The organism is Paenibacillus sp. PastF-3 (assembly GCF_029893135.1).
Classification (GTDB): Bacteria; Bacillota; Bacilli; order Paenibacillales; family Paenibacillaceae; genus Paenibacillus_AQ; species Paenibacillus_AQ nitricinens.
Genome location: NZ_JARXWM010000010.1, coordinates 177,766 through 192,161, shown reverse-complemented (window position 1 = coordinate 192,161; position 14,396 = coordinate 177,766). Strand labels below are relative to the sequence as shown.

The 14,396-nt window shown below is 43.8% G+C and carries 13 protein-coding genes and 1 riboswitch; of the genes, 11 read left to right on the top strand and 2 right to left on the bottom strand.

What is annotated here, in order from left to right; all coding sequences use genetic code 11:
* The first annotated feature begins 11 nt into the window (after window positions 1-11).
* Window positions 12-635 carry an SCO family protein gene (locus tag M2444_RS20430; RefSeq protein ID WP_348536927.1) on the top strand — a complete coding sequence of 208 codons (624 nt, stop codon included), beginning with the start codon at window positions 12-14 and terminating at the stop codon, window positions 633-635.
* Between the two features lie 122 nt (window positions 636-757).
* Here the strand turns inward: M2444_RS20430 and M2444_RS20425 are convergent, their stop codons facing one another.
* Window positions 758-1,105: a DNA primase gene (locus tag M2444_RS20425; RefSeq protein ID WP_076285257.1), complete on the bottom strand. Its 348-nt coding sequence runs from the start codon at window positions 1,103-1,105 to the stop codon at window positions 758-760.
* Window positions 1,106-1,236: 131 nt separating this feature from the next.
* Entirely contained in the window at window positions 1,237-2,424 is a 1,188-nt protein-coding gene (locus tag M2444_RS20420; protein WP_094873305.1) for an MFS transporter, read from the bottom strand.
* Window positions 2,425-2,694: 270 nt separating this feature from the next.
* Between M2444_RS20420 and M2444_RS20415 the strand changes: the two genes are divergently transcribed.
* The 10 genes from M2444_RS20415 to M2444_RS20370 all read left to right on the top strand — a co-directional run bounded on the left by M2444_RS20415 (window position 2,695) and on the right by M2444_RS20370 (window position 14,067).
* Window positions 2,695-3,132, top strand: a complete 438-nt coding sequence (locus tag M2444_RS20415; RefSeq protein WP_042191604.1) for a hypothetical protein — start codon at window positions 2,695-2,697, stop codon at window positions 3,130-3,132.
* A 61-nt stretch (window positions 3,133-3,193) separates the two neighbouring features.
* Window positions 3,194-4,339, top strand: coding sequence for a transglutaminase domain-containing protein (locus M2444_RS20410; RefSeq protein ID WP_280787898.1), 1,146 nt, complete (start codon window positions 3,194-3,196; stop codon window positions 4,337-4,339).
* Window positions 4,340-4,512: 173 nt separating this feature from the next.
* Complete coding sequence (locus tag M2444_RS20405) at window positions 4,513-6,588, top strand: peptidoglycan D,D-transpeptidase FtsI family protein (protein ID WP_094877842.1); 2,076 nt, start codon at window positions 4,513-4,515, stop codon at window positions 6,586-6,588.
* Window positions 6,589-6,615: 27 nt separating this feature from the next.
* On the top strand, window positions 6,616-8,721 hold the full coding sequence (locus M2444_RS20400) for a peptidoglycan D,D-transpeptidase FtsI family protein (protein ID WP_094873312.1): 2,106 nt from the start codon (window positions 6,616-6,618) through the stop codon (window positions 8,719-8,721).
* A gap of 77 nt (window positions 8,722-8,798) precedes the next feature.
* Window positions 8,799-9,554 carry a Cof-type HAD-IIB family hydrolase gene (locus M2444_RS20395; RefSeq protein WP_094873314.1) on the top strand — a complete coding sequence of 252 codons (756 nt, stop codon included), beginning with the start codon at window positions 8,799-8,801 and terminating at the stop codon, window positions 9,552-9,554.
* A 36-nt stretch (window positions 9,555-9,590) separates the two neighbouring features.
* Window positions 9,591-10,076 carry a DUF456 domain-containing protein gene (locus M2444_RS20390; protein WP_076285251.1) on the top strand — a complete coding sequence of 162 codons (486 nt, stop codon included), beginning with the start codon at window positions 9,591-9,593 and terminating at the stop codon, window positions 10,074-10,076.
* A gap of 27 nt (window positions 10,077-10,103) precedes the next feature.
* Window positions 10,104-11,732, top strand: coding sequence for a putative polysaccharide biosynthesis protein (locus M2444_RS20385; protein ID WP_280787897.1), 1,629 nt, complete (start codon window positions 10,104-10,106; stop codon window positions 11,730-11,732).
* 78 nt (window positions 11,733-11,810) lie between these two features.
* Window positions 11,811-12,155 (top strand): thioredoxin family protein, encoded by a 345-nt coding sequence (locus M2444_RS20380; RefSeq protein WP_280787896.1) that lies wholly within the window; start codon window positions 11,811-11,813, stop codon window positions 12,153-12,155.
* 90 nt (window positions 12,156-12,245) lie between these two features.
* Window positions 12,246-13,223, top strand: coding sequence for a COX15/CtaA family protein (locus M2444_RS20375; protein ID WP_280787895.1), 978 nt, complete (start codon window positions 12,246-12,248; stop codon window positions 13,221-13,223).
* A gap of 109 nt (window positions 13,224-13,332) precedes the next feature.
* Window positions 13,333-14,067 (top strand): Cthe_2314 family HEPN domain-containing protein, encoded by a 735-nt coding sequence (locus M2444_RS20370; RefSeq protein ID WP_094873320.1) that lies wholly within the window; start codon window positions 13,333-13,335, stop codon window positions 14,065-14,067.
* 101 nt (window positions 14,068-14,168) lie between these two features.
* Window positions 14,169-14,308, top strand: a riboswitch (SAM riboswitch).
* Window positions 14,309-14,396 lie beyond the last annotated feature (88 nt).

Sequence of the window (14,396 nt, the reverse complement as noted above, 5' to 3'; positions counted from 1 at the left end):
GGAGGGTATACGTGTCCGTGCAGACCTTTAAGCGTTATAAATGGACTTGGCTTCTGCTAATACTTGCTTTGATTATGGCTGGTTATCTGGCAATTAACGCTTTAAATTTAGGAAAAGAAAAATTGCCAGTAATCGGAGAAGTACAGGACTTTTCTCTTGAAAATGTGAATGGAGACCAGGTTACTCTGGCTGATACACAAGGTAAAGCACGGCTGGTATACTTCTTTTTTACACAGTGTCCGGATGTATGTCCCATAACTACGTTTTTGTTATCTCAGACACAGAAGATTCTGGTCGAGGATGGCAGTTTTGGTAAAGATACGGAGTTTGTTTCTATCTCTTTTGACCCGAAGAATGATACTCGGGAAGCTATTAAGACTTTTGCAGACCGTTTTCAGGCGAATTATGATGGATGGTATTTCTTGCGGGGGGATCAGGAAGAAGTTCGTAAGTTAGCAACGAATTCTTTTAAAGTATTAATCGCAGGGAATTCCAAAGAAAATTTCGTACATGCCAACCGTATAGCGCTAGTTGACCGAGATAATCGACTTCGTGCATTGTATGACGCAGGAGATACGGAGAATGTAACGCCTGAATTTCTTGCCGACCAGCTGAAGGAATTGGCTCGGGAATAGAACATCAAATCTTAAAAACGCCTTTTTCGAATCCCTTTTTATTGGGGGATAACGAAAAAGGCGTTTTTTTATATACGATAGTATAAGTTTCCTGCTATACATTATCCTTATACTTGCTTCAGCTAAAATGGAAGTGGTTCAGGGTAGATGATAAAATCTTCCAAACCGGCTTTTTCGAGCTGAGTGATGTTGTATTCATCAGGCGTACCTTCCACACCTGCATATCCGCGGCGAGTATAAATATGATCGGCATCTGGGAAGGCATCCCGGAGCACACTGCGTATTTTTTTGCCAGAGCTGTCGTTATCCAAATAAAGGTATACCTCTCCATCTCCTACTTGTTGCCGGAGGGATTCTAATTTTAGTGTATTTAATGTACCAAAGGTACATAGGATTTCTACTTCCGGTACCAGCACGCGTCGTAATCTGCTGCGGTCGTTCTTACCTTCGACAATAATCGTTATGGACATTAGCTGACAATCACCTCCGGAAATGGGTCCAAGCATCAGGCTCATTATAGTTTACCGAAGGATCGTCATTTTTAACAACTGTTTCGGCAGGAAAGTCTTCATTCCCCGGGAAATGTCGTAAAAGCAAAGAATCATGCGGCTCGCCCTTTCCATTTGGAAGTAAGGTTCGATAGTTTCCCTGTGTTTTTAGGTGGAAGAAGAAGCAATGCTACCATTAGAACTAGAAAGGCTATGAAGTAAGGAGAAACAAAGGACCTTAACTGTCCGGCAGCCACGGGACCAGCGAATGCACCAAGTGACATGGCTATCGATTGCATGGAGAAAGTCCGACCCATTCGCCCAGGGCCACCTAGACTAATGAAGAGTGAGGCCATTGCAGGAAATAGCACTCCTTTGGCTGCACCGAGCACAAAAAGAATCGCAGCAGTCGGGATACTGTGGAATGAGGCGAGTCCAAAGAAGCAGATAGCCATTCCCAGTAATGCCGCTGCTATTCTTCCTCCTGGTGATAGACGGTTCAGGAAGAGCATGCTAAGCGTTACCAAAGCACCTAAACTGAGGAGTGACAGGAGTATACCTGTGGAAAGGATACTATTACTCCCTGTTTGAGATAGTGGGAGCTCGAAAAAGAGAACGCCTTGTGAACAGGAAACGAAAAAAGGTAAAAGGTAATACCGTTTGGATACCTGATCATCATCTTTCGCTGGAATAGAAGGTTTATCTGGAACTTTTAATGAGGATTGCGCTGAGCTTAGCGGCTTTAAGATATGTCTCGAAGGTGCAGGTACACTAAAAAAAGCCATGATTCCTGTTGCGATAAGGAGCCATCCAAGTGTGGTGAAGGTACCAGAGTAGCCGGCTTTTGCTACGATAAAAGCTCCCGCGGCAGGCGATACAACGGAAGCTAACGTATGAACGATACCATGTCCTGACATATATTTACCCTGCTCTGTGGCATCCGATGATAAAGAAGCTAGTAACGTCATACAGGCTGGAGAGAGAAAAGCGAGCACGAATCCACTTGCTGCTCTTAGCATTAGCAGATGCCATGGAAGCTGTACATGAGCTTGCAGCAGTAGGATAGCTCCCGCTGCGACAAGGCTGAAGACGATGTAGCGGCGGGAGCCATTACGATCGACGAGTACGCCTGCAAGCAGATTGCCGGGAAGGTGGGTCAACGAGTACATGCCCATCATCCAGCCAATAAAGGTGGGTCCCGCGCCAAGAGAGATGGCAAAGGGCGTAAGGACGGGATACTGAGCATGTAAATCGAAGAACGCCAAAAAGAGAAATAAGTATAGCCACAGCGCAGTTTTCACAGGGAAACACCTCCGAGAGCCACCTACAGCACAAGTGAATGCAGGACGGCGTAATAATGAAGAACCAATTCTTAAGCACTACTTGTACTTTACGTGGGACAGAGAGGGCTTATACCGCTTTTTTAATTCCACTCGTAGGTATACCTTTTACGGAGGGTGGAACCATGAATTATGATGGGTATTCATGTATAATAATTAATATTGGCGTTATGTCTATGGGAAGAGAGAATCCTTGGGACGAAACTAGGCGATAGGGGTGTTGTGAGATTGATGGATCCAGAGGTATGGTCACAGTTTATAAGGGAAAATTGGTTAGTTATTGTAATTGCGCTTGTCCTGCTGTTTGCGGTTGTTAATTTGGTTAAAACCGTTCTGAAATGGGCGATTGTCATTGTGATCGTTGTAGGTTTGTTCATCTATAGTGGTGTTACAATGGACCAAATTGGTAACGCTGTGAATAAGGTGGCAGATGGAACGGTAAGCACGCTAAAGAAGGAAGCGCAAGAGGTTATGCTTAAAGAAGCGCAGGATGCGAAGTACACTTCAAATGGAGACGGGACCTTTACGATTACAACGCCGAATATTGAAGTGAAGGGCGCAGCGGGTGAAGATAAAGTAGAGGTTACATTCCGTGGTGTTAGTCTTGGGAAGTGGAGTGTTACTGATACGACAAAAACATTTATCGAGGAAGCCCGCAAACATCAATAACAGGCTTGGGCTCAAAAATATAACAAGCGAGCAAGCGCGCGACTGAAAGGAGAGAGCGAATATGATAAACGGATGGATGACTAGTGTAAGTGATGCTAATATCATCTCGATCGCCCTCCTGCTGGTTGTAGTCTTCTCTCTATTGCAAGGCTGGAGCAGAGGTTTCTCAAGTGCTACCGGAAGATTATTTGGGCTGCTGGGAACAGGATTATTTACTATAGCATCTTTGGTATTAGCTATCCCAGCTGCAGCCTACCTCAATCCCTATGTAGAGACTTGGGCGTCGGGGATTAGTCTTCCTGACACGAAGCTTACACAATGGCAGCAAATTTATTATACGGCGGTGTCTGTGTTATCAGAATCACCGCTAGTTAGATTTCTGTTATTACTCCTGATTTCTTATCTGTTAATTCGTATGCTCTTAGGGTTGTTATCCATGTTGCTTCCTTTTCCACAATTGCGGCGTACTAAGAAGTTTAAAGACAGAAAGATTACGCAGGTTAGCCGTATGGGAGGAGCAATCGTTGGATTAATTATCGGTTTAATGCGTAGTCTGGTAATTGTTCTCGCTCTTTTCATCTGTGTTGGATTAAATCCGGAGAGTGGATTTAGTCGTTATGTGGAGTCCTCTCCAATCTATAGTCAGAGCGCTGCAGCTGTATTTGAACCTATTGTTGGTGAGACTGTGCAGAAGAAACTCCCTATTCTGACGAAGACCGTTGCAGCAGAGATGAATGATATCCTTCGCAGGAAATATGAGGTTATCGATCATGAAATTCCTCAGGATATTATAGGAGCAGCAGAAGACATTGTTGGACAAGCGCAAGATGAAGAGAAAAAAGCGAGACTTCTCTATGATTGGGTAGGTACACGCGTGACTTATGATTATGCTAAAGCTGATAATTATTTGCAAAACAGGGTCTGGCATGAACAAACACCACAGGATACATTCGACACTCGGCAAGGGGTATGTATAGACTATGCCCGACTGTACGCTGTGATGGCTCGTTCACAGGGCTTGCAGGTTCGGGTTGTAACAGGTCAGGGTTATGATGGGCGTGGCGGGTATGGTGCACATGCTTGGAATGAAGTATATATAAGTGATCGGCAAGCTTGGATCCCGCTGGATCCGACTTGGGCTAGCAGCGGAGATTGGTTCAATCCGAAGGATTTTGATGAAACGCATATTAGGGAGAACGCCCTCTGAGTGAGGGCGCTGAACTCCTGGGGTGTGGTACAATAAACTCAAGTAACGTCAGTTCTAACTTAAATGCGAGGGCATGCTTACAATAAGCAGCTTAGAGATCACCTTCATCATAAGAGCAATGTCGCAGGCAAAGGGATGTCAGACATTCTATTTTGTAGAAGGGGAGAAAGCTGGTGAGTTTGTTTGGTAAGCAGCCCCCGCCTAAGGACGGGATATCTTCAAGAAATTCTGTAGGTCTGAGACTGAATGTTTTTTTCTTTGGCACTTTTTTTATTTTTTGTATTATTATCGTACGTCTTGCAGGTTTACAGTTTACTGAGGGAGCTCTGTTGAGTGAAGAAGAAACGAGCCGGGAAACGAAAATTGTTCCGCTCGCAGCGATGCGTGGGATTATTTTTGCTGCCGAAGGAGAGCAGATTGCCTATTCAACACCTACGGAGTCGCTTTACCTTACATTAACTAAAGATTACACAGCTAGAACGACAGATAAAGTAACAGGTGAGACCTCACTTACGGAGAAGGCGAAGTACAACTCCGATATGCTTGCAGTAAGGCTTGCAGCTGATTTTGCTAAATATGGAGATCCGAATGCACCGAAGCTGACGCAGCAAGATATCTTGGATTCATTAGATTTAGATTTCAAAAAGTATTTAGGTTATGTGCCGCGACGGATCAAGACTGGATTAATTCCAAAGGAAATAGCCTATTTCATGGAGCATAAAGACAATTATCCGGGGCTAACGATCGTGGAGGAGAGCGTTCGTCACTACGATAAAGATACGGTAGCGGTGCAGACAGTCGGCTTTGGAAAGCCATTTAAATCGACTGAAGATATAGCGATGTATAAGAATGTCCGTAGTGAAATGAAAAAAGATTCTCCCCCTGGACTTATGTATAAAGCAGAAGAATATGTGGGGTTTGATGGTCTGGAAATGCAGTATCAACGAGAGCTACGAGGAGAAAATGGTTATCAGGTCATTTCGGTGACTCCTCAGAATATGGCTGAGAAGGTTGAACAGAACGTTGCTCCTGTAAAGGGTAATAATATTTGGATGACCCTTAATAAGAAGATTCAGATGAAGACAGAACAGGCCATATTGGATCAGATTAAATGGCTGCATACCAATGCTGTTCAAGGTGAGACGCATCCAGATGCTTTAACCGGATATGCCGTAGCCATGGAAGTGGAGACTGGAAATATTGTCGCCATGGCAAGCATGCCGGATTACGATTCAAATGTATGGACCAAAGACTCCTTACCGACAACTGTCTGGAATAAAATTATGAATAATCATCTAAATGGTACGATTACTTCAAATTCATCTGGTAGATCAGGTCATGATTTTAGTTCACTTGTGTTTATGGGATCTACGATCAAACCATTAAGTGTGTTAATTGGTTTAAATGAAGGTTTTTTTAATACCTCAACAACCTATTCAGATGTGGGCATTACTTATTTCGGTAAGGATAATAAATCATCCGTACGAAATTCATCGGGTCACGTATATGGTCCACTAGATCCAGCTAAAGCTATTAGAGACTCTTCTAACGTATTTATGATTGATATGGTGGGTAAGCAGCTTTACAAGAAATATCCGGGGGATAAAGGCATAGAGGTCTGGGACAGATATATGAAAGAATTCGGGCTGGGTGTATCAACGAAAAGTGGTCTCCCAGGCGAATCACCGGGCCAGATTAACTATACTGATCTTAAGGCCGCAGGCAGCTCGCAGGCCGCACTTATCTATGCTTCTTTTGGCCAACAGGGCAGTTATACTACATTGCAGCTTGCCCAGTATGCTTCTACGCTTGCTAATGAAGGGGTGCGTATTAAGCCTCAACTTGTTAGTAAGATCACGGATGCACAAGGGAAGTTGGTTAAGGAATTTAAACGAGAAGTGCTTAATACAGTAACATTTGACAAATCCTACTGGAAAGAGATCAAACAGGGGATGAGCAGTAAAGTTAGTGCTTTTGATGATTTCCCTTATGATTTTGCACGTAAGACAGGTACCTCTGAAAAAACAGATAGAAAAAATATTAACCGCGATAATGGGGTATTTATTGCTTTTGCTCCGCGAGATAATCCGAAGCTGGCCGTAGCGGTTGTTATACCAGAAGGGGGCTTTGGGTCCAACAGCGCTGCTCCGGTGGCTCGTAAAATTTTTGACGCCTATGATTGGGAGTACGGGCTCGATGGTGTGCCGAAAAAGAATGTTGCTCCTGCGTCAGGCCCCGTTCAAGAATAATTAGAGAAAAAAGGAGAGAAATAAACTGTGAGTTTTTTCCGTAAGCAGGCCTCGCCTCCAGATGAGACCAACAGTAAAAGTTCCATAGGCCTGCGACTCAACGTGTTTTTCTTTAGCACGTTTGTTATATTTTGCGTAATTATTATACGCCTGGCTGTGTTGCAATTCGTGGAAGGACCCACTTTAACTGAAGTGGAGACAAGCAGAGATACCAAAAATGTACCGCTAGCTTCCATGAGAGGTGTAATTTATGCTGCTGAAGGTGAGAAGTTAGCGTACTCTACGCCGGTTCAATCGCTGTATATTACGCTTAATAAGGAGTTTACCGCCAAGCAAACAGATAAAATTTCCGGTAAAACTACTCTGACCCCTGAAGCGAAAGCTAAATCAGATGCATTGGCGGCTAAGCTGGTAGCTGATTTCAATAAATACGGTGATCCAAAAGCTGAGAAAATGACAGAAAAAGATGTTATTGAGGCACTGGATTTATATTTCCGGAAATCACTAGGCTTTATGGCACGGCGAATTAAGGCTGATCTAACGACTCAGGAAGTAGCCTATTTCATGGAACATAAGGATGAATACCCAGGCCTTGAGATTGTCGAGGAAAGCATTCGTCATTACGACAAAGATACGGTTGCCGTACAGACGGTAGGTTATATCAAGCCTTTTAAATCAGCAAACAGCCTTAATATTTATAAGAATATCTTAAATGCAATGAAGAACAATCCGGAGCCAGGACTAACTTATAAAGACGACGAATTTGTCGGATTTGACGGCCTGGAGCTGCAGTATCAGAGAGAGCTTCGGGGACAAAACGGCTATCAGGAAATCTCCGTCAATCCACAGAACATGGCAGAAAAAGTCGAACGTGTAGTTCCTCCTGTAAAAGGTAATGACGTCTGGACAACCATTAATAAGAGCATTCAGATGAAGACAGAGCAGGCAATTATGGATCAGATTAAGTGGCTGCATTCCAATCCTGTACAGGGAAAAACGCATCCTAATGCTTTAACTGGTTATGCTGTAGCGATGGAAGTCGATACGGGGAATATCGTCAGTATGGCAAGTATGCCGGACTACGATACGAATATTTGGACATCAGGCTCTTTATCAACAGATGTCTGGAACAGTATTATGAATAACTACCAGAACGGAACCATTAATCCGATTTCTTCAGGAACTTCAGGGAATGGGCTTAGGTCTGTATTGCTATTAGGTTCAACGATTAAACCTTTAAGCGTACTTGTCGGTCTGAATGAAGGCCTCTTTACACCTTCAACTTACTATTCAGATAGAGGTTTCGCGACTTTTGGTAAAGCTGGTCATGAAACCAAGGTAAGAAACTCTGGAGGACATGTGTACGGTTCTATGGACCCTGCAAGAGCGATTGAGAAATCGTCGAATGCGTTCATGGTTGATATGATCGGTAAACGATTGTATGACAAATACAAAAGCAAAGGCGTAGATATCTGGGATAGGTATATGAAAGAGTTTGGTCTTGGTGTATCCACGGGAAGTGGTCTGCCCAATGAATTCTTAGGACAGATTAACTATACCAATATAGAGGCGGCAGGTAGTGCCCAAGCGGCACTTGTATATGCTTCTTTCGGGCAACAAGGTAGTTATACAGTGTTGCAGCTTGCGCAATACGTAGCTACACTTGCTAATGAAGGACAGCGGATCAAACCTCAGCTAGTTAGCAAGATTACAGATGCTGACGGAAAAGTAATTAAGGAGTTCGGTCGTGAAGTGCTAGATGAGGTAACCGCCTTCGATAAATCCTACTGGAAAGAAATCCAACAGGGTATGCGAAGTGAAGTGAGTGCTTTTTCTAATTTCCCTTATGATTTTGCTCGTAAGACGGGAACATCGCAACAAGTGGCAAAGGGTCAAATTCGCGATAACGGTGTATTTATTGCCTATGCCCCACGAAATAATCCTAAGCTGGCCGTAGCCGTAGTTATTCCAGAAGGGGGCTTTGGTTCCCAGAGTGCTGCGCCGGTCGCACGCAAAATTTTTGATGCTTATGATTGGGAATATGGACTTGATGGCGTTCCGAAGAAGAGTCTACAGTCCGGTAATAATACGAATGATCCTGCGAATGAAGGAACGACTACAGGTACTCAGTAACTTCGACTCTAAGGTGAATAATGATTAAAAAATAAACAGCTGCTCTATTGAGAGCATAAAAGAATGGAGGGGTGGCAATGACTGCCAAATACCGCCTGCTTGCTTTGGATATGGATGGAACCCTACTGAATGATGAACAGATTATTACACCTACAACGGTGAAATGGCTTCAAAAGGCGGTCGACGCAGGCGTTCATGTCTGTCTATCGACAGGCCGGGCTTTTACAAGTGCATTTCCATATGCTGAGCAGCTTGGACTAGAAACACCTATGATTACTGTGAACGGTAGTGAGGTATGGCGAGCACCGCACGAAATTTATCGGCGATCCTTGATGGACCCTATGCTGGTACAACAAATGTATGAACTTGCTAAAGAAGATGACATCTGGTTCTGGGCCTATTCTACGGAAAAGGTCCACAAACAGGATAACTGGGATGGGGATGTAACGGGCAGAGAATGGCTTAAATTCGGTTATCACACCGAAGATGATGAGCTTCGTCATAAGCTGCTGCTTCGTCTTCAAGATATGGGTGGGCTGGAGATTACGAACTCCTCTCCGCATAACCTGGAGATTAACCCTCTTGGAGTGAATAAAGCAGCCGGAATCATGGAAGTCTGTAAGCTCCTAGGACTAGACATGTCCCAAGTTATAGCGGTTGGTGATAGTCTCAACGACCTTGCAGCGATTCAGCAGTCAGGGCTTGGGGTTGCCATGGGCAACGCTCAGGAGACGGTTAAAGAAGAGGCTGACGCTGTGGTGGCTTCTAATAATAATGATGGAATTGCAGAAGTCATTCAAAAATATATTTTTAATGAAGCTATTGCGAAGTGAATCCATAGAGCATATTTGCTATTAGGAGGTTAAGTATTGACGATCCTGGGTTGGATTCTTATTATTGCTTTATTTGCCGTAGGGCTAGCCGGGGCAGTGTATCCTATACTGCCGGGTGCACTTGCGATTTATCTTGCTTTTTTCGTATATGGCTGGTTCTTTTCTTTCGAGCCTTTTGGTGTTTGGTTCTGGATCATTCAAACGCTGATCGTTGTAGTTCTATTTATTGCTGATTACGTTGTAGGGGCGTGGGGCGTTAAGAAATTTGGCGGCTCACGTTCATCGATTATCGGGAGTACGATTGGGCTAATCATTGGTCCTTTTGTAATCCCAGCCTTTGGACTTATTATTGGTCCGTTTCTGGGTGCCTTTATAGGAGAATTGATCGTGGGTTCTTCACCAGCTAAAGCTGCCAAAGTAAGTGTAGGATCCATACTTGGGTTGTTTAGTAGTACTGTTGTCAAAATTGTGCTACAAATTATTATGGTCGTCCTCTTTTTTATATGGGTCGTCCGGTTTTAATTTTAACAGTGAAGAAGGGGAAATGGTTTGTCCAAGAAAGAGTCTTTCGTAAAAGGCACGCTTATCCTTGCTGCTGCAGCTTTGGTGGCAAGGGTACTCGGGCTTGTTCAGCGGGTGCCGCTGGATCATATTTTTGATGATGTGGGGAGAGCATCATTTGGGGTATCGAACAATATCTATTTAATGCTGCTCACCGTGGCTACAGCAGGTATTCCAAGTACGCTCAGTAAAATGGTCTCCGAGCGGTACGCTCTGAATCGTCCTGAAGAAGCGAGACAAGTATATCATGCAGCATTGATATTTTCAGTAGCAGCAGGGGTAATCATGACTGCCTTGCTGTACTTCGGCGCTCCGTTCTATGCGACACATATTGCTGACGTACCTGAGTCAGCGATGGCAGTTAGGGCTATTGCACCTGCACTTTTACTTTTTCCGGCAATTGCCATGCTGCGCGGTTATTTTCAAGGGCGCAACAATATGATGGCCGGTGGTATTTCACAGATTGTAGAGCAGTTTGCTCGCGTACTAGTCGCTATTTTATTAGCTTATATTCTATTACAGCAGGGATATAACAATACAACTATAGCAGCAGGAGCATCCTTCGGTAGCGTAATTGGTAGTATAGCAGCATTTGGTGTCATGATTTATTTTGCAATCAAGCTGCGCCGAGAGGATAAACAGCAAGGATTAAATTACAATACCACTCAAAAATTGCCGATTTGGGGAATTTACAAGGATATTTTCACACTATCAATTCCGATCGTGCTCTCTTCACTTACGATTCCCGTAGTGAATGTGATTGATACTTCTTTGGCTGTTCCACTGCTTATCGATCAGATGGGGAGAGAGAGTGCAACAGCAGCTTTGGGTATACTAACCACGCGTGCACAAAGTGTGGCCGGAATTCCACCGGTACTAGCCATTGCGCTAGGTACCTCGCTGATTCCGATCATATCAGCTGCCTATGCCCGTCGTGATGAGGGACACTTGAAGAAGCAAATTACACTTGCTTTGCGGATTTCTATCCTGACAGGGATGCCAATTGTATTGGCGCTTGTGGCAGCGGCCTATTCTGTGAATGGGTTACTGTTCAGCAGCTTGGACGGAAGCGGAATTGTGGCGATGCTTACGATTGGAACGATCTTTCAGATCACCATGATGACAACGAACTCCATCTTGCTCGGTATGGGCAAATCACGTATTTCAATGTATTATGTGCTAGTGGGTATTATTGTTAAATTAGCCGCGAGCTTCTTACTAAGTAAGGTATTTGGGATCTACGGGATTATCGGCGCAACAGCACTTTGTTTCGTAGTCATTACTATTCTTAACTTACGGATGCTGAAATCCATTGTACCTTTCGAAATTATGGGTAAACGGTGGGGCGGCTTCGCAATTGCAGTTCTGGTGTCCGGTGGTATTGGTTTTGGTTTGAACCAAGCTGGAATTCTGTTAACAGATCTAATGCCTGCACGTCTGGCGTTTCTGATCACTTGTCTTGTTGTAGGGGCAGCAGTTGTTATTATTTATCTGGTCATGCTAATTGTACTGGGTGTGCTTACTAAACAGGAAATCTCCAGTTATCCGCGTGCATTGCAAAAATTGTTGAATCCGCTGATGAAATTACAGCCTGCGCGTGTTCGTATGCGAGAATAAGTTTGACTTCTGCATGACATTTTGCTTCACTTAAAGAATAGAAATTTGACAGATATGGAAGAAAGGACTGAATTAACAATGGACAAAATTAGTTCTCCTGGTGAATTTCAAGTAGCCATTCAATCTCCTCGATTAACTGTAGCCATCTTCAAGGCGGACTGGTGCTCGGATTGTAAATTTATCGATCCCTTTATTCCTGAGGTAGAGCAAGCCTATGCAGATCGTCTAACGCTGGTTGAGGTTGACGTTGATGCTGTAGGTGACGTTAGTCAGGAACAAAATATTATGGGTATTCCAAGCTTTGTAGCGTATTCCGATGGACGTGAATTGGTTAGATTCGTTAATAAATTACGTAAATCCCGCGAGGAAATTGAGAATTTCCTGGATAAAGCGGTTCTAGTGCATCAAAGCCTTCAACAGTAATTCCGGAAAACCACCGCTTTCGCCTGTTTGAGCAAAAGCGGTGGTTTTTTAAGATGCTTCTTCATTCCTAAAAACTGCGGGTGATATTTTTTGACGACAAATCAGTTGAAATGGCTTAGTTATCTTACTTGCCTTATCATGTTCCTCGCTGTACTAGGGGGAGCGGTAGTAACGAAGACTGGATCGGGATTGGAATGCGGAAATGAATGGCCGCTCTGTCATGGGAAATTAATTCCGGCTTATACTGTAGGTTCGATGATTGAATACACCCATCGCTTGTTTAGCGGCTTGGCTGGGTTATTGTCACTTGCCTCGATGTTTGCTTTTTGGCGTTATGCCCGAAATCGGAAGGACTTGTTAGCATATGCATTCATGACTTTACTGTTTGTAATTGTTCAAGGTGGTATGGGAGCGCTTGCAGTAATTAAATCCCAATCAGCTGCTGTGATGGCACTGCATATGGGCTTCTCCTTAATCGCTTTTTCAAGTTCTCTGATGCTGGCTCTCGGAGCTAAAAGGAGACATGAAGCAGGTGAGTACGATCCTAAGGTGGAGCTACAGAAGAAACCCGTCAGCAAGGCTTTCCGCAATTTAACCTGCTTAACGGCCTTATATTCCTATGTTGTTGTTTATATTGGAGCCTTTGTTAGTCATACGGATTCGCGCGGTGGATGTTCTGGCTGGCCGCTCTGTAACGGTGAATGGGTTCCCGAGCTTTCCGGGGGAGTAGGTATTGTTTTTACACACCGGATTGCGGCTTTGATCTTATTTATACTTACTGCGGTGCTTGGTCATTTAGCCTTTTGGAAGCATAAGGATTACCCAGAGCTAAGAGCTCTTGGCGTAGCTGCTGTTCTGCTATGCTTGATGCAGGTGTTTAGTGGAGCTGCTGTTGTTTACACGCTTGATAATGAAAGATTGTACATATTTGCCGCCTTGGCTCATATTTTGTTGATTGCCTGTTTGTTTGGTGTTCTATGTTATATGAGTGTAAGAGTCTGGCAGCTGAATCGCGCGAGAAATGTTGTTGTTGAAAAAAATAGAGCAAATCCAATGACACCGTTGTAACGCCCTTAGTAGAAAGTTCCCACCGTGGATAGAGTCGCTTTACCTGCGGAATAATAAAGTGGAAATCGGTATATCGTGGTGCTGGATAAAACTTTAGGAGGACTGGGATATGCTGCGGGTTATACTTGGAGAGCCGCCTCGAAAGAACAGCGGTGTATTGGCTGACGCGATGGAGAACATGGCCACATTTGCAGCCTTACTGCGCAAGGAAATGAACGCTCATGAGGATAATGACCATGAATACCGCAAGCTGGAGATTTGGACACGTGGACTGATCTCGTCACTGGATGAATTGGAGCAAAGCTGGTTCGCGGCCGCTTTTTACCGGAAATCGGTAATCGCTGGTTATATGGACGATATGTCACCAGTGGAACAAGGCGATTATGCGCGTTATGTTTATTTTTATAAAGATGGATTTATTCGTGTATTCTCTCTTCTGGACAAGCTTGGAACGGTGCTGAATCATTTTTATGACCTCAAAACCTCCAAATTAAAAACGCATTTTTCTTATTTTACAGTGCTGCGTCAACTTCAGTTATTGAATGTGCATCCTGCGTTAGCGGATCAACTGGAACAGATCAAGAACTCTTATCGTGATCCACTGGAGAATCTACGCAAGCGCAGAAATGCTGAAATTCATTATATGAATTCCGAAATGCAGGATGATTTATGGCAGCGACATCAAGGCTTGCATGACAAAATTCAGCTTGAGGATTTAGATAGCCATCTTGAGGATTTAAAGCAGTCCCTTGAAATGAACTGTAAAACATTAATCGCGGCATTCAGCTACAGCAATGAACAGCTGCGTAAGGAAATCAGCAAGGCAAAGAGCATACAATCCTAAGCGTTCAAGATATTTCCTTTTGACAAAAAACAAGAAACTTACTATACTTATGCTTGCATTAAAGTCTGTACGAATTCAAACATAAAAATTTCATACTCTATATCTTATCGAGAGTGGCGGAGGGATAGGCCCGATGAAGCCCGGCAACCGATTTGTATACAGCGCGATTAGCGTTATATACAAATGTCATGGTGCTAATTCCTACAATGACGCAAGGTTTGTGGTCGTTGGCAGATGAGAAGGCATTGTCTAAATAAACACACAGAGCCTCTTGCGATCTGCATCGATCGTCGGAGGTTTTTTTGTATGGAATAAGTGAAATATAAAGG

Excerpts from the sequence above, each read along its gene's own strand:
- M2444_RS20425 (WP_076285257.1), bottom strand. The coding sequence starts at position 1,105 with ATGTCCATAACGATTATTGTCGAAGGTAAGAACGACCGCAGCAGATTA.
- M2444_RS20415 (WP_042191604.1), top strand. The coding sequence starts at position 2,695 with ATGGATCCAGAGGTATGGTCACAGTTTATAAGGGAAAATTGGTTAGTT.
- M2444_RS20410 (WP_280787898.1), top strand. The coding sequence starts at position 3,194 with ATGATAAACGGATGGATGACTAGTGTAAGTGATGCTAATATCATCTCG.
- M2444_RS20395 (WP_094873314.1), top strand. The coding sequence starts at position 8,799 with ATGACTGCCAAATACCGCCTGCTTGCTTTGGATATGGATGGAACCCTA.
- M2444_RS20380 (WP_280787896.1), top strand. The coding sequence starts at position 11,811 with ATGGACAAAATTAGTTCTCCTGGTGAATTTCAAGTAGCCATTCAATCT.
- M2444_RS20370 (WP_094873320.1), top strand. The coding sequence starts at position 13,333 with ATGCTGCGGGTTATACTTGGAGAGCCGCCTCGAAAGAACAGCGGTGTA.